The sequence below is a fragment of the Hymenobacter daecheongensis DSM 21074 genome, from assembly GCF_900141805.1.
Lineage (GTDB): Bacteria > Bacteroidota > Bacteroidia > Cytophagales > Hymenobacteraceae > Hymenobacter > Hymenobacter daecheongensis.
In genome coordinates, this window is sequence record NZ_FQYN01000008.1 from 214,698 (window position 1) to 239,392 (window position 24,695).

General features: G+C 60.3%; 21 protein-coding genes and 1 rRNA gene. 9 read left to right on the top strand and 13 right to left on the bottom strand.

What is annotated here, in order from left to right; all coding sequences use genetic code 11:
• Window positions 1-118: 118 nt before the first annotated feature.
• Window positions 119-715, bottom strand: a complete 597-nt coding sequence (locus tag BUB62_RS15840) for a glutathione peroxidase (RefSeq protein ID WP_073111739.1) — start codon at window positions 713-715, stop codon at window positions 119-121.
• Here BUB62_RS15840 and BUB62_RS19375 point away from each other — a divergent pair.
• Window positions 714-878, top strand: coding sequence for a hypothetical protein (locus BUB62_RS19375; RefSeq protein ID WP_159437478.1), 165 nt, complete (start codon window positions 714-716; stop codon window positions 876-878). The genes BUB62_RS15840 and BUB62_RS19375 overlap by 2 nt on opposite strands.
• A 22-nt stretch (window positions 879-900) precedes the next feature.
• On the opposite strand, the gene BUB62_RS15845 is transcribed toward BUB62_RS19375, so the two are convergent.
• The 3 genes from BUB62_RS15845 to BUB62_RS15855 all read right to left on the bottom strand — a co-directional run bounded on the left by BUB62_RS15845 (window position 901) and on the right by BUB62_RS15855 (window position 4,761).
• On the bottom strand, window positions 901-1,482 hold the full coding sequence (locus tag BUB62_RS15845; protein WP_073111741.1) for an LOG family protein: 582 nt from the start codon (window positions 1,480-1,482) through the stop codon (window positions 901-903).
• 217 nt (window positions 1,483-1,699) lie between these two features.
• Window positions 1,700-3,493, bottom strand: coding sequence for an arginine--tRNA ligase (argS, locus tag BUB62_RS15850; RefSeq protein ID WP_073111743.1), 1,794 nt, complete (start codon window positions 3,491-3,493; stop codon window positions 1,700-1,702).
• Window positions 3,494-3,771: 278 nt separating this feature from the next.
• The gene (locus tag BUB62_RS15855) at window positions 3,772-4,761 is read right to left on the bottom strand and encodes an arginase (protein WP_073111745.1); all 990 of its coding nucleotides are present in this window, start codon (window positions 4,759-4,761) and stop codon (window positions 3,772-3,774) included.
• A 328-nt stretch (window positions 4,762-5,089) separates the two neighbouring features.
• Between BUB62_RS15855 and BUB62_RS15860 the strand changes: the two genes are divergently transcribed.
• Both BUB62_RS15860 and BUB62_RS19380 read left to right on the top strand, forming a co-directional pair.
• Window positions 5,090-6,490, top strand: coding sequence for a type III PLP-dependent enzyme domain-containing protein (locus tag BUB62_RS15860; RefSeq protein WP_073111747.1), 1,401 nt, complete (start codon window positions 5,090-5,092; stop codon window positions 6,488-6,490).
• Between the two features lie 102 nt (window positions 6,491-6,592).
• A complete protein-coding gene (locus tag BUB62_RS19380) occupies window positions 6,593-6,748 on the top strand; it encodes a hypothetical protein (RefSeq protein WP_159437479.1) in 156 nt (51 codons plus the stop codon).
• Between the two features lie 384 nt (window positions 6,749-7,132).
• Here BUB62_RS19380 and BUB62_RS15865 read toward each other — a convergent pair whose 3' ends face one another.
• Window positions 7,133-7,669, bottom strand: coding sequence for a D-glycero-alpha-D-manno-heptose-1,7-bisphosphate 7-phosphatase (locus tag BUB62_RS15865; RefSeq protein WP_073111749.1), 537 nt, complete (start codon window positions 7,667-7,669; stop codon window positions 7,133-7,135).
• Window positions 7,670-7,751: 82 nt separating this feature from the next.
• On the opposite strand from BUB62_RS15865, the gene hemG reads away from it, so the two are divergent.
• Genes hemG through BUB62_RS15880 form a run of 3 tightly spaced genes read left to right on the top strand, consistent with a single transcriptional unit; the run spans window position 7,752 to window position 10,889 of the window.
• Window positions 7,752-9,080: a protoporphyrinogen oxidase gene (hemG, locus tag BUB62_RS15870; protein ID WP_073111751.1), complete on the top strand. Its 1,329-nt coding sequence runs from the start codon at window positions 7,752-7,754 to the stop codon at window positions 9,078-9,080.
• 21 nt (window positions 9,081-9,101) lie between these two features.
• Window positions 9,102-9,905: a polyprenol monophosphomannose synthase gene (locus BUB62_RS15875; protein WP_073111753.1), complete on the top strand. Its 804-nt coding sequence runs from the start codon at window positions 9,102-9,104 to the stop codon at window positions 9,903-9,905.
• Between the two features lie 54 nt (window positions 9,906-9,959).
• Window positions 9,960-10,889, top strand: a complete 930-nt coding sequence (locus tag BUB62_RS15880) for a TerC family protein (RefSeq protein WP_073111755.1) — start codon at window positions 9,960-9,962, stop codon at window positions 10,887-10,889.
• A 189-nt stretch (window positions 10,890-11,078) separates the two neighbouring features.
• Here BUB62_RS15880 and BUB62_RS15885 read toward each other — a convergent pair whose 3' ends face one another.
• Window positions 11,079-13,223 (bottom strand): biosynthetic peptidoglycan transglycosylase, encoded by a 2,145-nt coding sequence (locus tag BUB62_RS15885; RefSeq protein WP_073111757.1) that lies wholly within the window; start codon window positions 13,221-13,223, stop codon window positions 11,079-11,081.
• 165 nt (window positions 13,224-13,388) lie between these two features.
• On the opposite strand from BUB62_RS15885, the gene purB reads away from it, so the two are divergent.
• Together purB and BUB62_RS15895 are read left to right on the top strand one after the other, a co-directional pair.
• Window positions 13,389-14,753, top strand: a complete 1,365-nt coding sequence (gene purB / locus BUB62_RS15890; protein WP_073111759.1) for an adenylosuccinate lyase — start codon at window positions 13,389-13,391, stop codon at window positions 14,751-14,753.
• 55 nt (window positions 14,754-14,808) lie between these two features.
• Window positions 14,809-16,488 (top strand): T9SS type A sorting domain-containing protein, encoded by a 1,680-nt coding sequence (locus BUB62_RS15895; protein WP_073111761.1) that lies wholly within the window; start codon window positions 14,809-14,811, stop codon window positions 16,486-16,488.
• 65 nt (window positions 16,489-16,553) lie between these two features.
• On the opposite strand, the gene BUB62_RS19155 is transcribed toward BUB62_RS15895, so the two are convergent.
• Complete coding sequence (locus tag BUB62_RS19155) at window positions 16,554-17,141, bottom strand: hypothetical protein (protein WP_073111762.1); 588 nt, start codon at window positions 17,139-17,141, stop codon at window positions 16,554-16,556.
• A gap of 179 nt (window positions 17,142-17,320) precedes the next feature.
• On the opposite strand from BUB62_RS19155, the gene BUB62_RS15905 reads away from it, so the two are divergent.
• Window positions 17,321-18,430 (top strand): glycosyltransferase family 9 protein, encoded by a 1,110-nt coding sequence (locus BUB62_RS15905; protein WP_073111764.1) that lies wholly within the window; start codon window positions 17,321-17,323, stop codon window positions 18,428-18,430.
• Window positions 18,431-18,594: 164 nt separating this feature from the next.
• Here the strand turns inward: BUB62_RS15905 and BUB62_RS15910 are convergent, their stop codons facing one another.
• The 6 genes from BUB62_RS15910 to rrf form a co-directional block, all read right to left on the bottom strand.
• On the bottom strand, window positions 18,595-19,725 hold the full coding sequence (locus BUB62_RS15910; RefSeq protein WP_073111766.1) for a glycosyltransferase: 1,131 nt from the start codon (window positions 19,723-19,725) through the stop codon (window positions 18,595-18,597).
• A gap of 139 nt (window positions 19,726-19,864) precedes the next feature.
• Entirely contained in the window at window positions 19,865-20,851 is a 987-nt protein-coding gene (locus tag BUB62_RS15915; protein ID WP_073111768.1) for a glycosyltransferase family 2 protein, read from the bottom strand.
• The gene (locus BUB62_RS15920) at window positions 20,844-21,368 is read right to left on the bottom strand and encodes a DUF4199 domain-containing protein (RefSeq protein WP_073111770.1); all 525 of its coding nucleotides are present in this window, start codon (window positions 21,366-21,368) and stop codon (window positions 20,844-20,846) included. Before BUB62_RS15920 ends, BUB62_RS15915 begins: the two co-directional genes overlap by 8 nt.
• Window positions 21,369-21,402: 34 nt before the next feature.
• Window positions 21,403-21,933, bottom strand: coding sequence for a DUF4199 domain-containing protein (locus BUB62_RS15925; protein ID WP_073111772.1), 531 nt, complete (start codon window positions 21,931-21,933; stop codon window positions 21,403-21,405).
• Between the two features lie 62 nt (window positions 21,934-21,995).
• Complete coding sequence (locus tag BUB62_RS15930) at window positions 21,996-24,050, bottom strand: BatA domain-containing protein (RefSeq protein WP_073111774.1); 2,055 nt, start codon at window positions 24,048-24,050, stop codon at window positions 21,996-21,998.
• A 399-nt stretch (window positions 24,051-24,449) separates the two neighbouring features.
• Window positions 24,450-24,561 (bottom strand): 5S ribosomal RNA (rrf, locus tag BUB62_RS15935).
• Between the last annotated feature and the right edge of the window lie 134 nt (window positions 24,562-24,695).

Here is a 24,695-nt window from a genome sequence, read left to right on the forward strand (position 1 = left end):
CCGAAGCATCTCGTGTGCAATAGTAATTCAATCGTCAAACAAAAGAATTAGCATGGCACGCGAGATGCTTCGGCTTCGCTCAGCATGACGCTCGAGTCAAAGACGGGGAACGAAAAGCCTACTTCAGAATGGCCGCTACCAGCTCGTCGCTCATCGGCTTCACGTCCGACTTGTAGAAGCCGATAACGTGGCCCTGCTCGTCCACCAGGTATTTGCAGAAATTCCAGGTAGGCGCGTCGCTCACGGTGCCGTTCTTGCTTTTATCGGAGAGAAACTGGTAGAGCGGGGCCGTGTCGTCGCCTTTCACCGAAATCTTGGCGAACATGGGAAAAGTCACGCCGAAGTTTTTCTCGCAGAAAGTGGCAATCTGAGCATTGGAGCCTGGTTCTTGGCCGCCGAAGTTATTGGCCGGAAAGCCCAGCACGGCCACCCGGTCGCCGTGCTTCTTGCTTAGCTCTTCCAACTCCTTGTATTGAGGCGTGTAGCCGCACTCCGAGGCCACGTTCACGATGAGCAGCTTTTTGCCTTTGTACTGGCTCAGCTTCACATCCTGCCCATCAATATTCTTGACGGTGAAATCGTACACGGAGCCGGCAGCGGCGGCAGTTTCGGGAGTAGACATGGCCGAAGAAGGAGAAGAAGTGGCGGTGGTGGAATTGGATGAGCAGCTGCCGGCCAGCAAAGCGCCCAGCAGCAGGGCAACGGATATTTTCATGCGAAGGGAAAATCAGGCCGGCGGAGCAAAGTACCCGGCCGGCAGTGAGCAAACCGCCGGGCGGCGGGTAGTGTTTGTGGCCGTCAAGGTAGCTTTTTGCCCGTTGCGCGGGGGCAACCGCACCGGCTATAGCACCTACCCTGCCGAATACCTGGCCATTTGAGCAGCACGGGTCAGTATATGGGCTACGTGCGGGGCACCGTGAGCCACTTTTCCAGGTCGGTGGGCACGTAGGCCAGCATCTTGTCCAGCAGGCCGTTGGGCGTGTCGTCCTGCTGGAGCTGGGCGCGGTTTTCGGGGCGCAGAAAGCCTTCGGTCACCATCTTATCCAGGAACTGCAGCTGGTGGTCGTAGAAGCCGAGCACGTTGAACACGCCGCTGGGCTTTTTGTGCAGCCCCAGCTGGCCCCAGGTGAGCACTTCAAACAGCTCTTCGAGCGTGCCGAAGCCGCCGGGCATGGCAATGAAGCCCTCCGCCAGGTCGGCCATCAGCAGCTTCCGCTCGTGCATACTTTTCACGATGTGCAGCTCCGTGAGGCCCACATGCGCCAGCTCCTTATTGGCTAGGAAATCAGGGATGACGCCGATGGCCTGGCCGCCGTGGCGCATCACGCTGTCGGCCACGGCGCCCATCAGGCCCACGCGGCCGCCGCCGTACACCAGCGTGATGCTGCGCTGGGCCAGCGTCTGGCCCATCAGGTCGGCCTGTTGGCGGTAGGTTTCGTTGAAGCCGGGGCTGGCCCCGCAGTAGACGGCAACGCTTTTCATCAGGAGGAGCTGGGAGCTAGAAGTTAGAAGTTAGAAGTACAACTCCCCTCCTTTTTTCAAGGAGGGGTTGGGGGTGGTTGCTAAGGCTAGAAAATTAGAGCTAGATGCTGCTGGACGAATATCTAGTTTTAAAAAGTCGTTCAACGACGGAACCACCCCTAACCCCTCCTTGAAAAAGGAGGGGAACTAGCTTTTAGCCTTAGCTTTTAATTGCTTGCTACATCCGCTCGGGCACCTCGATGCCGAGCAGGCTCATGCTGGCTTTGATGGCGCGGGCCGTCTGGGCGGAGAGGGCCACGCGGAAGGCACGGCGGGTTTCGTCGGCTTCCTGGAGCACGGGCACTTCGGCATAGAAGCGGTTGTAGGCTTTGGCCAGATCGTAGGCGTACTGGGCCACCACGGCGGGCGAGAAGGAGCGGGCGGCCTCGGCCACTACGCTGCCGTAGCGGGCCAGCTCCTCTACCATTTCGCGCTCGGTTTTTTCCAGCGCGAGCAGGGTGCTGAAGTCGGCCGTTTCGGCAATGCCCATTTGCTGGGCCTTGCGGCGGAGCTGGGCGATGCGGGCATGCGAGTACTGAATGAACGGCCCCGTGTGGCCTTCCAGCTGCACCGATTCCTCGGGGTTGAACAGCATGCGCTTCTTGGGGTCCACCTTCAGCAGGTAGTATTTCAGCGCGCCCAGGCCCAGGGTGTGGAACAGTTGCGCCTGCTCGTCGTCGCTCAGGCCCTCGATTTTGCCCTTTTCCAGCGTGGCCGTTTTAGCGGCTTCCACCACTTCGCGCACCAGTTCGTCGGCGTCCACCACGGTGCCTTCGCGGGATTTCATCTTGCCCGAGGGCAGATCCACCATGCCGTAGCTGAGGTGGTAGATGGCGTCGGCGTAGGGCTTACCCAACTTTTTGAGCACGGCCTTGAGCACCTGCATGTGGTAGTTCTGCTCGTCGGCAATGACGTACACACTCAGGTCGTAGCCGAAATCCTGGTACTTCAGCTCGGCCGTGCCCAGATCCTGGGTGATATAGACCGAGGTACCGTCGGCGCGGAGCAGCAGCTTCTCGTCGAGGCCCTCCTCCTTCAGGTCGACCCACACCGAACCGTCCTCTTTCCGGAAGAATACGCCCTTCTGCAGGCCTTCCTCCACCCGCTCCTTGCCCAGCAGGTAGGTGCCCGACTCGTAATAAAACTTGTCAAAATCGACACCGATGGTCTTGTAGGTTTCGTCGAAACCCTCGTACACCCAGCCGTTCATCTGCTTCCAGAGCGTGATAACCGCGTCGTCGCCCTGCTCCCACTGCTGCAGCATGGTCTGGGCCTCCAGCATCAGCGGGGCCTGCTTTTTGGCAATTTCCGGGGCCACGCCCTCAGCTTCGAGCTGGCGCACCTGCTCGCGGTAGTGCTTCTCAAACAGCACGTAGTACTTGCCCGCCAGGTGGTCGCCCTTGATGCCGGCGCTCTGCGGGGTTTCGCCGTGGCCGTAGTGCTGATAGGCCAGCATGGACTTGCAGATGTGGATGCCCCGGTCATTGACCAGGTTGGCCTTCGTGACGGTGGCGCCGGTGGCTTTCAGAATCTCGGCCACCGAGTAGCCCAGGAAGTTGTTGCGCAAATGGCCCAGGTGCAGGGGCTTGTTGGTGTTCGGCGAGGAATACTCCACCACCACGTCCTGGGGGCCGCCAGTGGGCATGGGCGCGCCGTCGGGGCGCTGCACGAGCTGCGCGAACCGGCGCAGCCACTCGGCATCGGCAATTTCCAGGTTCAGGAAGCCCTTTACCACGTTGTAGCCACTCACCTTGGGCTCATTGGCCGTCAGCCACTCACCCAGGGCCTGCCCGATCTGCTCGGGGCCCTTGCCCAGGGCCTTGGTCAGCGGGAAGGTGACGAGTGTGAAGGAGCCCGCAAATTCCTTGCGGGTGGGCTGGATGGTGAGCTGCGCAGCCGGAACTTCCGCGCCGAAAACCTGCTGGATGGCGGCGCTGAGGGCCGTTTTGATGTCTTGTTCGAGTTCTTGCACGGGGTGCGGAATATAAAGCGAAGCGCCGCCGAATCCGGATTGCCCGGCGGGAAAAGGATGCGCAAAAGTAGCGCAAGCCGCGGCGGGGTCCAACTGGAACTGCTGACGTAATCAAACTACCTGTCATCCTGAGCAGCGCGAAGGACCTTACGCCAGTCGAACAAGTCGTTGTTGCGACAGTTCAACTGGCATAAGGTCCTTCGCGCTGCTCAGGATGACAGGTAGTTTGATTACGTCAGCAGGCGAGATGCTTCGACAAGTTCAGCATGACGTTCTTCCTACGAAGTCCCGCCCCGGCCCGCCGTCACGTCCTGCACGCGCAGGTGCTCCTGGATGGCATCGGTAGCGGCTTCCAGGATGTCGAAGGCGTTGCGGGCCATCGTGTTTTCGCTGTCAAGGGTAGGGTTAATTTCGACCATCTCGAAGCAGACGACCCGGTCGTTATCTAGCAAAGCACGGCAGAGCTGCATGGCTTCCTGCACGTTCAGGCCATCGACTACCGGCGTGCCGGTGCCTTTGCTGAAGCGCGAATCCAGCGAGTCCACATCGAAAGAAATATAGACTAAGTCGCAGAAGCGCAGCTGCTCGTAGATTTCGCGGGCCACCTGGCGCGGGCCTTTGACTTTGAACTCGGGCAGCTTGAAGTTGCGGATACCCAGGCGCTCAATCACGGCATCTTCCTCATGCTCAGTGTCGCGGACTACGACGTACACCAGGTGCTCGGGCTTGACCTTGGGACCTTCCTCGCCCAGGTTTTTCAGCCGCCGCCAGAAAAACTCGGTTTCCGGCTCCACCACGTTGCGCTGCTCGGGCAGGTTGTCCTCGTTCAGGGCCAGCGCGATGGGCATGCCGTGCACGTTGCCGGAGGGCGTGGTGTAGGGCGAGTGGATGTCGGCGTGGGCGTCGATCCAGACGACACCGAGCGTCTTGTGCGGATACGCGGCCTTGATGCCGGCGATGGTGGCGGCGGCGCTGCTGTGGTCGCCGGCCAGCACCAGCGGAAACTCGCCAAACCGGAGCGTCTGCTCCACGGTATTGGCAATACCCTTCTGCACCGTATAGATGGAATCGATGTGCTTGGCGAAGGGGAAATGGTTTTTGTCGAACAGCACGTGGTTCAGATCCGGCACGGCCACGGCGTTGAAGCGGCGGAAATAATCGGAGCCTTTGTTCAGACAGGCAATCCGGAGGGCATCGACCCCCAGACTGGCTCCACGAGTTCCGGCCCCGAGCTCGGAGCGGACTTCAATGAGCTTAATGCGACGCATACAATTACATGGGCAAAAAAAAGTTAAAAGGGTTTGATGCTTGCCGATTGAGCGGGTGGGAATTCCCCTCAGGCTTGACGCGCACGGACCTTCCGCCGCGACCAACGAACAAAGCACAACCAAAACCCCGCGCACGGGGTATCTTTGCGGGCTCTAAGTTCGGAAAAATTGCCTTCCAATTGAACGACAAACAGAACGTCATGCTGAGCTTGCCGAAGCATCTCGCGTGCTGATGTCGGATTACTAACCAACCGTCAGCACGCGAGATGCTTCGGCAAGCTCAGCATGACGTTCTTTTTCGCTTTCCATTCCTTCCTCTTCTTCCCAGATGGATACCTACCACGACCTGATTGCCCAGACGTTCGATTTTCCCACCGAGGAGTTCCGCGTAGAGCAGAACGAGTTGCGCTTCAACGACATCGACCTGATGGCGTTGGTGGCGAAGCACGGTACGCCGCTGCGCCTCACCTACCTGCCCAAAATCAGCTCCCAGATTCAGCGGGCTAAAGAATTATTCCGCCTGGGCATCGAGAAGACGGGCTACACGGGCCGCTATTCCTACGCCTATTGCACCAAGGCCTCGCACTTCAGCTTTGTGGTAGAGGAGGCCCTGAAAAACGACGTGCACATCGAAACCTCGTCGTGGTTTGACACCAACATCATCCGGGCCATGCATGCCAAGGGCAAGGTCACGAAGGATACATACATTATCTGCAACGGCTTCAAAACCGAAGAATACAAGCGCGAAATCACGGCCCTCATCAACGACGGCTTCGTGAACTGCATGCCCATTCTGGACTCGCCCAACGAGGTGGAATACTACCACGACAACGTGCGCGAAAAGTGCAACGTGGGCATGCGCCTGGCCTCCGATGAGGAGCCGCGCTTCCAGTTCTACACCTCCCGCCTGGGCATCCGCTACGCCGACGCCATTCCGCTCTACGAGCAGCGCATCAAAGACGACCCGCGCTTCGAGCTGACGATGTTGCACTATTTCATCAACACCGGCATCAAGGACACGTCGTATTACTGGTCGGAGCTGAGCCGGTTCGTACACAAGTACTGCGAGCTGCGCAAGGTGTGCCCCACCCTCACCACCATCGACATCGGCGGCGGCCTGCCCATCCAGACTTCCATCCAGAAGGAGTACGATTATAAGTACATGATTGAGGAGATTCTGCGGACCATCCAGCGCATCTGCGGCGAGGAAGGCGTGCCGGAACCCCATATTTTCACTGAATTCGGCATCTTCACCGTCGGCGAGTCGGGCGCGACGATCTACAGCATTCTGGACGAAAAGCTGCAGAACGATAAGGAGCTCTGGTACATGATTGACGGCTCGTTCATCACCAACCTACCCGATACCTGGGCCCTGAACCAGCGCTTTATCATGCTGGCCCTCAATGGCTGGGAGAAGAAATACAAGAAAATTCAGCTCGGCGGCCTCACCTGCGATTCGCAGGACTACTACAACGCCGAAAAGCACATCTACCAGGTGTTTCTGCCCGAGCGCAAACCCCAGGATGCCCAGCCGCTCTACGTGGGCTTTTTCCACACCGGGGCTTATCAGGAAAGCCTTTCAGGCTACGGCGGCGTGAAGCACTGCCTCATCCCGGCCCCGAAAATGGTAATTCTGGACCGCGCCGAAGATGGCACCCTCACCGACTGCGTGTTTGCCGAGGAGCAGAACGGCGAGTCGATGATGCGGATTCTGGGCTACAGCAAGTAGCGGCGGCGCAAAAAAACTTCCGGCCGGCATACTTGGCGGGGCCAGCCGGAAGTTGTACTTTTGATGTTGGCAACCTTTACTAAACCTCTCGTTTCGACTTACATGAAAAAGCTACTCCTGCTGGCCTCCGTGGCCGTTCTGGGCCTCGGGTCCTGCAACAAGGTTAAGTGCCCGGCCTACACCAGCACGAAAGCCGCCAACCGCATGTCGTCGCCCATCATGGCCTCGACGGAAACTGCCCCGGCTGCCCGCCAGTAGTAGTTGATAGAAATTTGGTCTTCTTTAAGACCACAAAAGCCCGCTGTCCAGTTCTGGAAGCGGGCTTTTTGCGTGTAGCGCCATCAAGGGCGGCAAGCCCCAGCGGGGCGGCATATCGGTAGCAGTCAACTTCTTATTTGTCACTAAAGCCCCAGCGGGGCGACACAAATCGTTGAACTGTTTGTGTCGCCCCGCTGGGGCTTTAGCATTTTGATGATACGTTTTCTACCGATATATCGCCCCGCTGGGGCTTTCCTATTACGACTTTAGCGCTTTCTATTACAGCCAGTTATACCGTCTTGGATCAAAGTACAGGTCCGTCAGGCTCCCCTCTCCTATGGAGAGGGGCCGGGGGTGAGGTCCCCGTAGCCGCGCACCGCACACTTATATACTCAGAATAATATCTACCGCTCCGCTTAGATCCGCCGCCCGGGGCTCAAAATCCAGCGTTTCCGTGCTGCCGATGAATAACCCGCGCACACCGGCCCGGGCACCGGCTTCCAGGTCGCGGGCCCGGTCGCCGAGCATCCAGCACTGCGCCGGGTCGAGGTGGAAGCGAGCCAGGCCTTTTTCCAACATTAGCGAATCGGGCTTGCGCGAAAGCGACTCGGAGACGCTGGGGTGGCCGGGGGCGAAGTAGAACGCGTCGATGATGCCGCCGCAGGCTTGCTGCAGCTTTTGGTGGCAGGCCTGCACATCGGCGGCAGTGTAGAGGCCTTTGGCAATGCCGGCCTGGTTGGTAACCACAATCAGGCGGTAGCCGGCGGCTTTGAGGCGGGCTAGAGCCTCGGGCACGCCGTCAATGAAGTGGAAGTCTTCGGGCCGCCACACGTAGTCGCCTATTTCGTGGTTCAATACCCCGTCGCGGTCCAGAAAAACGGCTTTGGCGGGGGCAACAAGAGCAGGAGTCGGGTTGTTCATACCCCGCAAAGCTACGGATTCCGGTGGGCCACGGCGGCCTCGAAATCGGCGTTACCTTTGCAGCCTACCAAGATTTAGTGTAATGAGAGTAGCCATTCTGGGCGGCGGCATTTCGGGCCTGACGCTGGCGTTTTACCTGCAGAAAGCCGGCATAGCCTATGATCTGTTTGAGGCTGGCCAGCCTGGCGGCAACATCCGCAGCCAGCACCTGGATGGCTACCTGCTCGAAACCGGCCCCAACTCCCTGCAGCTCAGCCCCGAGCTGGAGCAGCTGCTCACCGACCTCGGCCTCTCCGACCAGATTCAGGATACCGCTGCCGTGAGCCAGAACCGCTACGTGCTGCGCGACGGCCGCTACCAGAGGCTCCCCGGCTCGCCCCCGGCCCTGCTGGCCAGCCCGTTTTTCAGCCTGAAAGCCAAGTGGAACCTGCTGCGCGAGCTGACCCGCCCCACCGCCGCCCCCGACCCGCTCGAAACCCTGGCCCATTTCTTCCGCCGCCGTTTCGGCCCCGAAATCGTGGACTACGCCCTGAACCCGTTCATCTCCGGCATCTACGCCGGCGACCCGGAAAAACTGCTGCTGCACAAGACGTTTCCCAAACTGGCCGCCCTGGAGCAAACCTACGGCTCGGTGCTGCGCGGGCTGATGAAAAGCGGCGGCGCGGGCACTCGGCGGCGCATCATCTCCCTACAAAACGGCCTCCAAACCATCACCGACACGCTGGCGGCTCAATTAACCAGCTACCACGGCGGCCAGGCCATTACAGGTATTTCGCGGCCTGCGGTGGGTCAGTATCAGGTGCAAACCGCGGCCGGAACATTCTCCGAAACCTACACGGCCCTGGTGCTGGCGCTGCCCACCTACGCGGCGGCGCCGCTGCTCAAGCCGCTTTTCGCCGAAGCCGCCGCCGCATTAGCGGAAGTGTATTATCCGCCCATGACGGCCGTTTTCACCGCCTATAATCGGGCTGATGTGGCCCACCCGCTGGATGGCTTCGGGGCGCTGCACCCCAAAGCGGAGCAACCCTACGCCGCCGGCAGCATCTGGACCAGCTCTATCTATCCTAACCGCGTGCCGGCCGGGCAGGTGCTGTTTACCACCTTCGTGGGCGGCACGCAGTATGAGGAGCAGGCCCGGCAAAGTCCGGACGCGCAGAAAAGCGCCGTGCACGCCGAGCTGATCCGCTTCTACGGTATTCGGGCGGTGCAACCTGTGTGGCAATACCGGTACTCTTGGGAGCGGGCTATTCCGCAGTTCGATAAGCGCATCATCGGGGCCCACGCGGCCGTGGATGCGCTTGAAAGCCAGGGAGTGTATGCCGCCGCCAACTGGCGGGCGGGCGTGGGCGTGCCCGACTGCATCCGGCAGGCCCGCGCGCTGGCCGAAAAAATTTCCGGCCTCCCGGGCTGATTACCTATCTTTGGTGCACTTATGAACGATGGGCTCGTCCTGATACCAACCTATAATGAGCGCGAAAATGCGGAGCTGATTATTCGCAAAGTATTTTCGCTGCCGCAGGCGTTTGATGTGCTCATCATCGACGATGGCTCGCCCGATGGCACCGCCGCCATTGTGCGGGAGCTGCAGCGCGAGTTTCCCGACCGGCTTTTTCTGGAGGAGCGCACCGGCAAGCTGGGCCTGGGCACGGCCTATCTGCACGGCTTCCGCTGGGCGCTGGACCGCGGCTACGAGTACATTTTCGAGATGGATGCCGACTTCTCGCACAACCCTGAGGACTTAATGCGCCTCTACCACGCCTGCGCCGTGGAGGGCTACGACATGGCCATCGGCTCGCGCTACATTCAGGGCGTGAACGTGGTAAACTGGCCCATGGACCGGGTGCTGATGTCGTGGTTTGCCTCGGCCTACGTGCGCCTGATTACCGGGATGCCCATTGCCGATGCTACGGCCGGCTTCAAGTGCTACACGGCCCGCGTGCTGCGCGTCATCATCCGCGACCACATCCGGTTCGTGGGCTATGCCTTCCAGATTGAGATGAAATGGCTGGCCTACAAGTACGGCTTCCGCATCAGCGAAGTGCCCATCATCTTCACCGACCGCACCCGTGGCGCGTCGAAAATGACCAAGGGCATTTTTCAGGAAGCGCTGTTTGGCGTGGTGCAGATGAAGGTGGGCAGCTGGTTCCGCAAGTTTGAGCGCCACAGCCCCGATGTGAGTACGCCCGCCGACCAGCGCCCGGCGGCTCCCGTAACCCCGGCCCCCGAATCCCGGTAAGCCCCTGTACGGCCCGGCTTCGCTACGCGCCGGCGCACTACCTTGTGGCTACGCATGGAAAATACCCCCGTCTTCTGGGTCGGCTTCAACGCCTTTGTGCTGGCGATGCTGATGCTCGACCTGCTCGTGTTCAACCGCCGGGCGCACGTCGTGTCGATCCGCGAGGCGCTGGGCTGGAGCGCGTTCTGGATTGCGCTGTCGCTCACGTTCAACTACTTGGTCTACCGCACCATGGGCCCGCAGGCGGGCCTCGAATTCCTGACCGGCTACCTGATTGAGAAGTCGCTGAGCGTCGACAACCTGTTCGTTTTCCTGCTCATTTTCAGCTATTTCCAGGTTCCACAGCAGTATCAGCACAAAATCCTGTTTTGGGGCATCATCGGGGCGCTGGTACTGCGCGGCATCTTTATTCTGGCGGGCGCGGCCCTGCTGGCCGAGTTTCACTTTCTAGTGTATGTGCTGGGTGCGTTTCTGGTGTACACGGGCATCAAGATGGCCTCCAGCGGCAGTGAGCCGGAAATTGACCCCGACAACAACCCCGTGGTGAAGTTTCTGAGCCGACACCTGCCCATCACCAGCAAGCTGGATAACGGCAAGTTCTTCGTGCGCAAGGAGAAGCTGTTGTTTGCCACGCCGCTGTTCGTGGTGCTGGTAATGGTGGAAACCACCGACGTGGTCTTCGCCGCCGACTCCATTCCCGCCATCTTGGCCATCTCGCGCGACACGTTTATCGTGTACACCTCCAACGTGTTTGCGCTGCTGGGCCTGCGGGCGCTGTATTTCGCCCTGGCCGGCCTCATGAAGCTGTTTCACTACCTGCACTACGGCCTCTCGCTCATCCTGATTTTTATCGGCGGCAAGTTGCTCATCGCCGAAATCTACGTGCTGCCCATGAGCATTTCGCTGGGCGTAGTCGGGCTGATTCTGGTCGTGTCGGTGGTGGTGTCGCTGTGGTTCCCGAAGCCGCAGGCGCCGGCTGAGTGAGTTGGTAGCCCTGGCGGAAGTCTGAAGCCGCAGGCGCGACTTCCAGTCGCACGCGGTCAGTCTCCAGACTGACGACCGTTGAACGACTCATTCGCTCCCGTTCTGCAAGTCAAGAGACTTGCCGCGTGCGTGCGGCTGGAAGTCGCGCCTGCGGCTTCAGACTTCCGCCAGCTGCCTTCCACCGGCTACTTACTGCTTAGGCTTAGGCTCTTCGGCCGGCGGGGCTGTGTTGGTGTTCACGCCTTCATCGGGCGCTTGGCCGCCCAGTAGGTCAATCAGGTTCAGGGGCTCAAACTGCGACGAGTCGGCGGCCAGTACGGTGCGCGTGGTATCGGGGCGCACGGCGCGGAAGATGGAGCCGTGGGCGCGGCCGGGGAAACTCAGGTTGTAGGTCAGGCTTTCGCGGTCGTTCTGCCCGATCAGGCCCTTGCGCACCATCAGGTCGGCAATGAGACGGTGAAAATAGCGCGCACTGCCGCGCATCTCGCCATACTGGTTGAAGGAGCGCTGGTAGTACTTGGGCCGCGGAATGATGCTGGCCAGGTACAGGCTTTCCGACAGGTTCAGGTCGGCGGGCGGCTTGTTGAAGTAGAAGCGCGCCGCCTCGGTGGCACCGTAGATTTTCGGCCCCCACTCAATGATGTTCAGGTACACCTCAAACATGCGCTCTTTAGGCACCAGGCGCGTATTTTCGAGCAGCCACACAATCAGGGCTTCCTCAATCTTGCGGGTCACGGTTTTCTGTCGGGTCAGAAACACATTCTTCACCAGCTGCATCGAAATGGTGCTGCCGCCGCGGGCAAAGCGCTTTTCTTTGATGTTCTGAATGGCCGACTTCACAAAGGCCTTTTCCATGAAGCCCTTGTGGGTGAGAAAGCGCGGGTCCTCGGCCGTCATGATGGCCGCCTTCAGGTAAGGCGAAACCTGGTTATAAGACACGAATTCGGGGTTCGAGGGGCCTACCGTGAACGTCTTGATGGAGTCGCCCTTGTCGTTGTAGGCCGTGTAGGGGAAGTCCTCGTTGAGCTTGTTCAGGTTTTCGCGGCCGAAGCGGGTGATGCGGAAGTTTTTCGGCGTCAGGCCCGAGCGGAACTCCAGGCTGTCGACCTGGTTCATATCCAGCGCCAGGTGCATCTTGTAGGTGAGCGTGCCTTCGCCCTGCATCCCTTCCAGGGTGTTAAACATACCCTCGGGCAAGGCCGCGAAGAAGGTATTAGCCGCCGTTTCGGCCGATAGAATATCAGCTTTCACCTGCAGGCCCGCCAGCGCTTCGCGGCGGTTGCGCACGCCGTTGATGCGGCGGCCCACCACGCGCTGGTTCAGCGGCAGCTTACGCACGCTCACCACCGGAAAGAACTCCATGCGGTTCAGCGTCACTTTCGTGCCCTTGTCCAGCGCGGCGAAGGCCTGCCCCAGCCGGGCCACAAACTCGATACCCCCGCGCGGAAACCGCACGTCGCGGTCGGAGAGCTTGGGGTGATTTACAATGAAGTTGGCCGCCGAGGCCGTGCCGCGCACAGTCAGCTCGTTGTCGTTCAAATCTTTATCGGCCAGGCTGAAGCGCAGCGTGTCGAACTGCACGCGGGCGCCGTAGCGGCGCAGCACGTAGGGCAGCGTTACGGGGCGGCGGTTCAGGCCGAATACTTCGGCGCTCAGGGCGTAGTCGCCGGGCTCGATGTGGCCCTGCACGCCCACGCGGTTCTCCACCGAGTCGACCACGGCCGTGAGTTGGCCCGAGATGTCGCCATCCTCGATGGCCAGGCGCGGCATGGTGATGCGGGCGCGGTGGCGGGGGCTGTCGTAGGTGACCAGGAAGTTGCGAAAATCGGCCTGACCGGGCACATTGCCGAACCCGGCTTCGAGCAGCTGATTGGCCAGCAGGCCGTAGTTGGTGCCCTGCGTGGTGTCGCGGGGCACGGCGGGCTGGGCGCCCTTCTTTTTCAGCAGAAAGGAATAGTTGTCGGAGCTGCGGGTTTTGCGGGCCGTGAGGCGGGCATCACTAATTTCGAGGTTGCTGAACACCGGCCGGCCCGCAAACAGCGAGCGTACACTGAGCGACACCGTCATCAGGCGGGCCTGCAGCAGCGTATCGGTGGGCTGGGCGCGGGGCACCAGGCTCATGCCGTCAATCTGCACCGTATTCAGGTCGGTGAAGCGGGCCGCGCCCAGGGTGAGGGTCACGGGGTATTTGCGCTCTACCTTGGTTTTCACCTGCCCCAGGGCATAGGTGAGCAGCTCCTGCCGCTTGAGTAAGAATACGCCCAGGGCCACGCCCAGCAGCACCACCAGGATGCCCAGGCCAATGCCTATATTTCGTTTTGTAGCTGAAGTCACGCGAGCCAGAAGAGGGGGAGAAAAGTGCGGCCGGGCTAGCCAGATTCGTGCCGAACCCGCCGCCGCTCGGGGGTCAAAGGTAACGAAAAAGGCCCTTGCGAGGGCGGGCCGCGCCCCCTCATTCGCTACCTTTGACGCACTCTGGCCAACTTTGTTCCCCTGCGCATGACTGCCGCTGCCGACTTCGCCCTGCTCTCCCCCCTCACCGCCGTTTCGCCCCTCGACGGCCGCTACCGCCGCCAGACCATTCCGCTGGCCCCCTACTTCTCCGAGCTGGCCCTGATGCGCTACCGCATCCTCATCGAGGTCGAGTACTTCATTGCGCTCTGCGAATTGCCCCTGCCCCAGCTGACGGCGGTAGACCCCGGCGTATTTGGCGACCTGCGCGGCCTCTACCAGCACTTTTCTTTGGAAGATGCCGAGGCCGTGAAAGCCCACGAGCGGGTGACCAACCACGACGTGAAGGCCATCGAATACTTCCTACGCGACCAATTCACGGCTCTCAGCCTGGAGCAGTACCTGGAGTTCATTCACTTTGGCCTCACTTCCCAGGACATCAACAACACGGCTATTCCACTGAGCCTGCAGCAGGCGCTGCTGCGGGTGCTGCTGCCGGCCTACGCGCAGGTGCGCAACCAGCTGGCCACCCGCTCCCAGGACTGGGAAGCCATTCCGATGCTGGCCCGCACCCACGGGCAGCCCGCCTCCCCTACCCGCTTGGGCAAGGAAATCCAGGTGTTTGTGGCCCGGCTTGATGCGCAGGTGGAGCTGCTGGCGCAGGTGCCGTTCGGGGCCAAATTCGGCGGGGCCACCGGCAATTTCAACGCTCATCAGGTGGCCTATCCGCAAGTCGATTGGAAGCAGTTTGCCGATGTATTTGTGCAGAACCGCCTGGGCCTGCACCGCAGCCAGCCCACCACCCAGATTGAGCACTACGACCACCTGGCCGCCACCTGCGACGGCCTCAAGCGCTTGAACACCATCCTCATCGACCTGGCCCGCGACGTATGGCAGTACATTTCGCTGGGCTACTTCCGCCAGACCATCCGGGCCGGCGAGGTGGGCTCCTCGGCCATGCCGCACAAGGTGAACCCCATCGATTTTGAGAATGCCGAGGGCAACCTGGGCGTGGCCAACGCCCTGCTGGAGCACCTGGCGGCCAAGCTGCCCATCAGCCGCCTGCAGCGCGACCTGACCGACTCCACGGTGCTGCGCAACCTGGGCGTGCCGCTGGGCCACACCCTCATTGCCCTCACCTCGCTGCAGCGCGGCCTCGACAAGCTGGCCCTCGACGAAGCCGCCCTCGCCCGCGACCTGGACGCGAACTGGGCTGTGGTAGCCGAAGCCCTGCAAACCATTCTGCGCCGCGAAGCCTACCCCGACCCTTACAACGCCCTCAAAGCCCTCACCCGCACCGGCGAAGCCATTTCCCAGGCCAGCATCCGGGAGTTTGTGGATGGGCTGGCCGTGAGCGAGGCCGTGAAGGCAGAGCTGCGCGCCATTACCCCACACAATTACGTGGGTCTTTAGCGGCTGCCCCCCCGCAACACCATTTTCTTTTCTTACTATTCTCTTTCTACTTTCTATGAAAAAATTTCTACTGCTGGCCGCGCTGCTGGCGGGGCCCGGCCTTACCCAGGCCCAAAGCTGGCAATGGGTGGCCGCCGCCACTGGTACCGGCAATGCCCGCATCCTGGCGACTGCCACCGACGGCACCACCGGCGGCACCGTTGTAGCCGGTGATTTCACCGGCACCATCACGCTGGGCGGCACCACGCTCACCAGTGCCGGCAACCGCGACGTGTTCGTGGCCCGCCTCACTCCTTCCGGGAGCTTTACCCAGGCCGTTCGGGCCGGTGGGCCTTCGGAGGACTACGCCATCGACGTGGCCCTCGATGCGAATGGCACGGCGACCGTGCTGGGCGGCTTTTACAGTACCTCCGCCGAGTTTGGCCCTACGGTGCTGAACAAGGTTGGCGTTATCGGGGGGGCAGAAGTTTTCGTGGCCCAGTTCAGCAGCGCGGGCACCTGGACGCGGGCGGTGCAAGGCGGAAGCAACGGGGCCAACTTTCCCGCAGCACTGGCGCTAAATGCCGCCGGTGAGGCCGTGGTGACGGGCTTCTTCTATGGCACCATCACCAGCTTCGGCGCTACTACCCTGACTAACATCAACCCCTCTACCACCAATGCGGATATATTTGTAGCGCGCCTGAGCAGCGCCGGGGCCTGGACCCAGGCGGCCCGCGGCGGAGGCAGCGGCGACGACCGGGCCGAAGGCGTGGCCCTGGCGGCGGACGGTACGGTGGTTGTAGCGGGCTCTTTCCAGGGCCCGACGATGGGCCTGGGCACATTCTCACTTCCCAATGCCGACGGCAGCGGGCAAACGACGGATGTATTTGTGGCCCGACTGGGCTCGGCTGGCACCTGGCTTCAGGCCAGTCGGGCCGGGGGAGCTGCCGCCGACCAAGCCCGCCGCCTGGCCCTTGATGCCGCAGGCCAGGCCACCGTGGTGGGGAGCTTCCGGAGTTCGGCCATCAGCTTTGGGGCTGTCACGCTAGCCAACGCTGATGCATCCGGCAGCACGTCCGACATCTTCGCGGCCCGCTTCACGCCGGCCGGCACCTGGAGTCAGGCCGTGCGCGCCGGCGGCTCCGGCGCAGACCATGCCCTAGCCGTAGCAGTAAGCGCAAATGGGCAGGCGACGGTCGGCGGGTTGTTTGCCAGCCCAACCGCCCTGTTTGGCAACTTGTCGCTCAGCAATGCCGATGCCAACGGCTTCTCCAATGATCTGTTTGTGGCCCGCCTCAACGGTGAGGGCTCGGCCTGGACCCAGGCGGTGCGGGCGGGCAGCGGCAGCGACGAAGCCGTGGTAGATCTGGCGCTGACTTCCTCGGGTGAAGCCACCATTGCCGGGCTCTACCTGGTAACTACCACCATCGGTGCCACGGTGCTAAACTCGACCACTGTAACCGACAATGCCAGCTTCGTAGCCCGCACCAACGGTCTGACGCTGGGTCGCCGTGCGCCCATGGCAACTCTGCCCCTGCTGCTCTCCCCCAACCCGGCCCGCCTGACGGCCCGGCTTACCCTGCCCGCCGAAACCACCCCCCGCACGCTGCTGGTGCTGGACGCGCAGGGCCGCCCGGTGCGCCAGCAGGTAGTACCAGCCCACGCCGGCTCTGCGGTGCTCGATGTGGCCGGCCTGGCTGCGGGCCTGTATATCGTGCGCTGCGGAGCAGTCGCCGGCCGGCTGATAGTCGAGTAAAACGGACTTACCCTATACTTCGGCCCCGGTTTCCCGCCAGCGGAATCCGGGGCTTTTTGCGTCCTCTATTCCGCCGCGGGCTCAGCCAGCAGCTTTGCTATTTCGGCGGCCTCGAAGGCCAGCACGCGCAGGCGTAGCGCCAGCAGGGCGTGCCGACCGGCATTGGTTTCCCGCATTCGATGGGCCTCACTTTCCCATAGGTCCAGCTCGCTCTGCGCCCGCTCATCGGGCAACGCTGCCCGTAGCGCCGGCAGGGCCTGCAGCCGGATGCGGGCCTGAGTCAGCTGGGTCTGGCAGCGTTCCAGCTGCTGCTGCTGCGTATATTCTTCCGGGCCAATTGCCCGCTGCCGCCACCCCAGGGTTTTGCGCTCGACGGCGGGCAGGGGCAGATCCGGCGCGACGGGCAGCATCGGAGCCCGCCCGTAGGGAGCCGGCAGGGTCTGGAATAGCTGCACCAAACGTAGCGCGGCTTCCAGCGGTAAAACCCGTACGCTGCCCACCAGCCGGTTGTCGCGACCCTGCATAGCCAGCATGGCCCGGGAGGCACCCACTAGCGTGGCCACCTGCTGTTGGGTAAGACCATACCCGGCCTGCACGGCCTGTAGCATGCTGTGCGACGGAGTAGGCAGGCGGTAGCGGGAGAAGCTGCGCATAAGAAAAGCGGGTTGATTTTCAGGCAAGATAATGCGTTACAAAGAGCTGCGTTACAAACTAAATTGTAACGCAGCTCTTTGTAACGCAGCCGCCAGGCGGCCGCCGTTGCGGCGAAGGCAGATTTTCCGCGCTCAACCTGCGGCGGGCTCTTTATCTTCGTGCCCCTAATCGCGCTTCTATGTCCGTCCTCAACGGCACCCTCGTTCATCCCGACTGCCGCCATTTCCGCGGCGATATCCCGTGCCGCCCCAACAAGGAGCACGGCTACCAGTGCGCCGGCTGCCCCGTGTATGCGCCCGTGCAGCAGCGCATTCTCATCATCAAGCTCGGGGCCATCGGCGACGTGATTCGGACCACGCCGCTGCTGCGCCGGCTGCGGCAGGAGTATCCGAATAGTAAAATCACCTGGCTCACGCTCACGCCCGCCATCCTGCCCGCCGGGGCTATTGATGAGATTCTGCGGCTGGATTTGCCCAGCGTGCTGCACCTGCAGGCCCGCGAGTTCGATCTGCTCTTCAACCTCGATAAGGACAAGGAAGCCTGCGCCCTGCACGATTCCATCCGGGCTACCCAGAAATTCGGCTACACGCTGCACCCCAACGGTGTGGCCTGGCCCGGCAACCAGCTGGCCAACCACAAGTTCCTGACCGGCGTATTCGACGAGCTGAGCCAGCAGAATCAGAAGCCCTACGTGCAGGAAATCTTCGAGCTGTGCGGCTACGAGTTCCGCCACGAAGAGTATGTGTTCGATACCCACCAGGACAAGGGCTACGACTGGGCCGCGCTGCCCGCGGGCCGCCCCCGCATCGGCCTGAACACCGGCTGCGGCGACCGATGGACCACCCGCCTGTGGAGCGACGAAAAGTGGATTGCGCTGATCGACAAGCTACAAAACGCCGGCTACGCGCCCGTTTTGCTGGGCGGCACCGCCGAAGATGAGCGTAACCAGCGCCTGCACGCCGCCACCGGCGCGGCCTACCTGGGCACGTTCCCCCTGGAGCAGTTCATCAACCTGATGTACCAGATGGACGGCATCGTGACGCAGGTGACCATGGCCATGCACATCAGCATCGCCCTGCAAAAGCCCACGATTCTGATGAACAACATCTTCAACCCCTACGAATTCGACCTCTACGGCCGCGGCCAGCTCGTGCAGCCCGACCGCGCCTGCGTGTGCTTCTACCGCGGCAGCTGCCAGCTGGGCACCAGCTGCATGGAGGAATTACCGGCCGAGAAGGTGTTCGAGGCGGTGCGGTCGAGTGTGCATGCTCCAAGTCTGTCATCCTGAGCAAGGCGAAGGACCTTCCTACGTTAAGTGATAAGCCTTTTTAAACGAGCAAAGCCCTTTACCGACGTGCGGCAAAAGGCTTTGTGCAGTAAACCACCAGTGCACAAAACTACGAGGCAGGTCCTTCGCGCTGCTCAGGATGCCAGACGATTTTTACCCTTTTTCTACTGCGCTTGCGCCACCGCCTTCAGCGCCCCTACCATCTCGCTCCACGAAAACTCCTTTTTCTTCGTCCACACGCCGGCCGTAAACTCGGCTTCACGCTGATGCTCATAAAAATCCACCAGCGCGTCGGCAATGGCTTTGGGCGTGGGCTTCACCACGTAGCCCACTTCGCCGTCGGGAATTAGCTCGGCCAAGCCGCCCACATCCGTCACCAGCATGGGCCGCTCGAAGTGGTAGGCAATCTGCGATACGCCGCTCTGGGTGGCGTTTTTGTAGGGTTGTACTACTAGGTCGGCGGCGCAGAAATAGTCCACCACTTTCTCGTTCGGGATAAAATCGGTGGCCCGGATGAGGCGGCTTTCGAGGTCGTATTGCTGAATCAATACCTCGTAGGGCGCGGCATCTTCGTAATACTCGCCGGCAATTATCAGCTTGATGGGCAGCTGGCGCAGGCGCTCATCGGCAAAGGCTTCAAGCAGAATATCGAGGCCCTTATAGGCCCGAATGAAGCCGAAGAACAGTAGATAGCCGAACGTCGGATCGAGACCCAGCGCCTGCAGGGCCACACTCTTGGGCTTTAGCGGGCCGAAATTGTCGTAGAGCGGGTGGGGCTGGTATTGGGCGGGCTGCCGGAAATGCAGGCGGCGCAGGTCGGTCAGCACGGCGCGGCTCATGGTCACGAAGCCGTGGCAGGCCGAGAGGAAATAGCGCGTGAGCGGCCGGTCGCCGGGGCGCTTCTCGTGCGGAATTACGTTATCCGTAATGGCCACGACGCGGGTGTGGCGGTTGCGGCGAATGCGCCGGGCAATGTAGCCCAGCGCGGGCCCCATAAAAGGCAGCCAGAACCGAAAAATCACCAGATCAGGCTTTTCGCGACGCAGCTTCTCCCCCACCTTCCACCACGTCAGCGGGTTCACGGAGTTGATGCTGACTTCTATGTCGAGGTCGGTGGGGCCGGCTTCGGTGCTGAACTGCGTCTGGCCCGGAAACAGGAAGTCGGGGTATTGCAGACTGAACGTGACCAGCCGCACCTCGTCGCCGGCCTGGCGGAAAGCCCGCGCCAGCCGCTCGTTATACGTAGCCAGCCCGCCCCGCAACGGATACGCCGGCCCGATGATGACGACTTTCATAGGTGGAACAGTTAGACACTAAAATCACCTGTCATCCTGAGCTTGCGAAGGACCTTATGGTATAAGAACGAGTCATTGTTACGATGTTGTGCTTATCCCATAAGGTCCTTCGCAAGCTCAGGATGACAGGGTAAAAACGTCAATCAATATTCAGCTTCTCCCGCACCAGATACTGGTTCTTCCGGGGCCCGTTCAGCTGAATCATCTCGGCCAGAAAACCAGCCAGAAACAATTGTACGCCCACAATAACGGCCACCAGCGCCAGAAAAAACAGCGGCTGGTCGGTCACGTTGCGGGCGTGCAGGTTGCGAAAAGCCAGGTACACTTTCTCGCCCACCAGCCACAGCGTAATCAGCATACCCAGCAGGAAGGAAATCGTGCCCATGGTGCCGAAAAAGTGCATTGGCCGCCGCCGGAACCGGCTTACGAACGTGATGCTGAGCAGGTCCAGAAAGCCGTAGACGAAGCGCTCCAGCCCGAATTTGGTGACGCCATACTTGCGCTCCTGGTGCTGCACGGCCTTCTCCCCGATGCGCCCGAAACCGTTCCACTTGGCAATGACCGGAATGTAGCGGTGCATCTCGCCGTACACCTCAATGCCCTTCACCACGCGCTGGTCGTAGGCTTTCAGGCCGCAGTTGAAGTCGTGAAGCTGAATGCCCGAAATCCAGCGTGTCACGCCGTTGAAGAGCTTGGTCGGAATGGTTTTGCTGAGCGGGTCGAAGCGCTTTTTCTTCCAGCCGCTTACCAGATCGTAGCGCTCCTCCACAATCAGGCGGTATAGTTCGGGCAGCTCCTCCGGCGAGTCCTGCAAATCGGCATCCATCGTGCATACCACCCGGCCCTGCGTTTCGCGGAAGGCCATGTTCAGCGCCGCCGACTTGCCGTAGTTGCGGTTGAAGCGGATGCCGCGCAGGTGCGTATCGGTCTGAGCCAGCTGCTCAATCACGTCCCAGGAAGCATCCGTCGAGCCATCATCCACCAGAATCACCTCGTAGGTAAGCCCATGCTGGCTCAGTACGCGGTGAATCCAGCGCGTGAGTTCCGGCAAAGACTCGGCTTCGTTGAGCAGCGGAATAACAACGGAAATCTCAACGGGAAAATGCTGCGACAAACGCTTACTCAAACTCAGGACGGTTACGCTTGGTGATGGCCGAAATGATCAGGCACAGAATAAAACCCAGCACAATGGACATGACAATGGCAAAAACAAGACCCACCGGACCGGCACTGAACTTCTGCGACATGGCAATGCTCTGCTCAATCTGCTCGTCATCCAGGCCCTGGGTTTCCAACTTCACGCGCATCGCCTCAATGCCCCGCTGTGCGGCCGAGGGGTCAATGAACTCCATGTAGATGTACCGGAAAATGGCTCCCATGGTGCCGGAAACTGCCGAAAGCAACGTGCCGATGCCCAAGCCCTGGCTATAGGACATGAAGCCGCCGTTGTTGGCTTTGAAGAATTTGTGCGCCAATACCACGCCGCCAATCCAGATGATGAACCCCAACATGCTCAGCGGCACGTTGCCTTCCTGGCCCGTAACCAGCAGAATGAAGGAGAAAATGATGGAGGCCAGGCCAGTCAGCACGCCATAGCGCAGCGCAACGGAGGTTGGGGTAACGGGGGTAGTCGTGTTTTCCATTTCTGTGGGGTGTATGATGAAAGAATGCGTGGTACTATTTGCGAAAGAAAATCCCCCCCGGCACACTCAACAACAAGCCAACCAGCAGCTTTTTTATAAAATCATCCGTCATCAGGCTTTGCGCGTCCAGTTGCTGCAAACCCTGAATGGTGCGCTCATACTGCTCTTTACCGCCTTTCTGGCGCAGATACAGCGGCTTGGTGCCTTCGGCTATCTTAATCATTTCGGCCTTGCTGCGGGCCAGCTGCGCCGGTCCGGCGGCCTGGGCCAGGCCATACACGCTAGCTGCCGAAAGCGTGGCCGTCAGCAGCGTAATCAGCATACCAACGCCGATAGCGCGCTTTATACCGGGCCCATCGGGTTGGAAGTAGGCCCGCTGGCTCCATTGCCCCACCAGCACGGCTAGCGGCAATAGCACCATCGCCATTACTTTTTTGGGGCCGAAAGGGTCGTTGTGCGTGAGATACAGGCCCACCACCCATAGCCCGCTCAGAATTCCGGCCGCCAGCCCAAAGCGCAGGGCCGTACGAGTTACCGGTTTATCGGGCGCAACAGAAGAATTCACGGGTATTTTCAGAGTAAGGCGGCAAGATAGAAGAGTTTGGGCAAACTACTCCCCCGCCCATTTCACGCGGCCACCGCCGCCGGTTGGGCCCGGCGCGTGCGGCCCAAAAGGCGCAGCAGCAGCACTTCCGCCAGCAGACTCGCTAGCGCCAGCCACAAACAGTAGCGCCACAGCGGCATACCCACTCGCTCCGCCTTGTACTGCGCCGCCACCGACTGTCCCACGCCCGCTTCGTATACCTGCACGTTCGGCCGATTTGGCCCTATAAGCTGCCGTAGCTCCGCCGCCGAATAGCTGGTCAAATTCGATTCGCGCTTATCAAAATTGAAAGCAAGTGTTGTCAGTGGCGTTCCACTACGCATCAACGTATAAAATCCCGGAGCCCGCATGCTCGGCGGTATCTCGAAACGCAAAGTGCCAGCCTGCAGACGTTGGCTGGGGATGAAAGTAAGGCTGTCTTTCACCAGCTTCACTACCGATTCGCCGGCTGCCGCGCCCGTCCCCTTACCCAGTTCCACCGCGATACTCCCCTGATTAAGCCGATATGCCAGCCCCTGGTTAGCCCGGTAGCTCTGCATCGCCAGCCGATACAGCACAGGCACGAACAGCGCATGGCTGGAGAAATCAGAATAGCCGCCGCCAAATGGGGCCGCAAACAGATACACCATGCCCCGCCCGCTAGCAAAACCCGCCAGGTAGCCGTCCCCTCCGCGCAGCCGCAGCACATCCGTCGTGGAGCGCGACCAGCGTATTACCGGAGCTGCCTTCGGCATCACCGCCTGCCGCCGCTGCCCTGCGAAGACCTCCCGAAAAAATGGATTCTGAACGCTTGGCTCAGCCACATCCTGCAACACCGGCGGGCCCTGCGGCACAGGTTCCCATTGGAGCGCCCCCAGGCCCAAGGCACGAAACAGTTGGTCGTAAGAGCTGCGTCCACCGCTGCTGGCTGGTGGTACAATTACTACTGTGCCGCCCTTTTGCAAATTTGCCCGCAAAGCCTCCCGCAGACCCGTGCCCACTTGCGGCAACTCCTGCACCAGCGTCAGATTAGCCGTTGCCAAACGCCTGTAATCCGAATTCTGCGCCGAACTGCTTGCGTAGTCAAACAACGGCTCATTGCTATACACACGGCTCGTATTGGCAGTCTCCGAATTGGAAATATCCAACACCTTGATTTGGGCTGAAGGCTGCAGCGTAAAGAAGTACGTGTTATCAAACGTCACTGGAAAATCCTCCAGTTCTATCCGACACTGCTGAATATTATTCCCCTCCAGTCGCACTCTAATCACCGAAACGGCCGTGCTTTGTGCCTGCACAGTAGTTCTGTAAGCCGCGACCTGCCGCTTTCCTACAAACACTTTCACCTGACAATCGGGCGCAGCCAAACTCCCTCCGTTGCGCAAACGGATACGCAACGGAATATCCGCGCCCGCCCGCACGAAGGCATCATCCAGCATAACGCTGTCTACAAACACATTTTGAGTCGGTTTACCAGCCAATGGCACCAGAAACACCTGATTGGTAGAATCTCCGGGTAGCATTCGAGCATCGAAGCTATTCTTCTGAAAATCAGAAAAGATAAACAACTGACCAACCTTGTCATTACCAGCCTTTACCCGTTGCACCGCACCCAAAGCCGAAACAGCATTCCCGGAAATAGCCAATTTGTCAATCTCGGTTTGAAAAGCCCCTGCAGCTAGCTTCTCTGAGTGCCCTGGCAAGATGAATCTAGTGCCGGCAGCATAAGCATTCGGCAGGTCCCGTGCTTCACTGAGCGCCCGCTCGAATATGGGCTGATCCGTATTACCCAATACCTGCATACTAGGGGAAGCATCGACCACAGCGACAACCTCACCCGCAACCGCCGTGCTTTTGCGAGCCGGAATAAACGGCTGGCAAAACATCAATACCAAAAAAATCAAAAAGAAAATGCGAGCTAGCAGAATCAGCCATTGCTTCACCTTACGTTGCCGCGCTGTCACGATCTTGATTTCACGGATAAAGCCCACGTTGGTAAAAACCAACCGTTGCGGCCGTCGCAGTTCAAACAAATGAATAGCAATAGGAATCACCACAGCCAGCAACCCCCACAAGAACCACGGATAAGTGAATGTCATTCCTTAGTTATGAATACGTAACGTAAAGATATGACGGCTTTCCGTACGCAGTAGAAACGCGAAAAACCACTTTTTCTTGTAATACAATATCACTCGAGTGGAGAAAACAAGTATACAAGACACACATACCCTTACGAGGCTTATGCCTCCGCTAAAGAAACAAAATAACCCACTTAAAGATGCACGATGAACTTTTTTATACCACGATAGAAATCCAAGCTATGCTTTGTGAAAACCCATCCCTGCCGACTCGACCGTGTCCTATAGACACCGCCCCCATTCAGTACAAGACTGCGTAATGCCATTGGGCGGGCGGGTGGCTGGGCTTTGGGGTAGGCTATAAACGCAGCCCGCCCCGGTCTGCAGCGCGAGGCGCGGACCGGGGCGGGCGGGTAGTAAGGTTGGCGGCGACCGACTCTCCCGCCGGTGAAGGCAGTACCATAGGCGCAACGGGGCTTAACTGCTCTGTTCGGAATGGGAAGAGGTGAACACCCGTGCTAAAGCCACCATTACTGGTGCGCAGTATCACATGTTGATTGTGAAAACTGTCAAAATCGTTGACGTAGTAAAAACGGGTAAGAAGAAAGTGCGGTCAAGCACAGTCCTTAGAAGTGTTCGAGTCATTAGTACGGCTCAGCTCGGCCA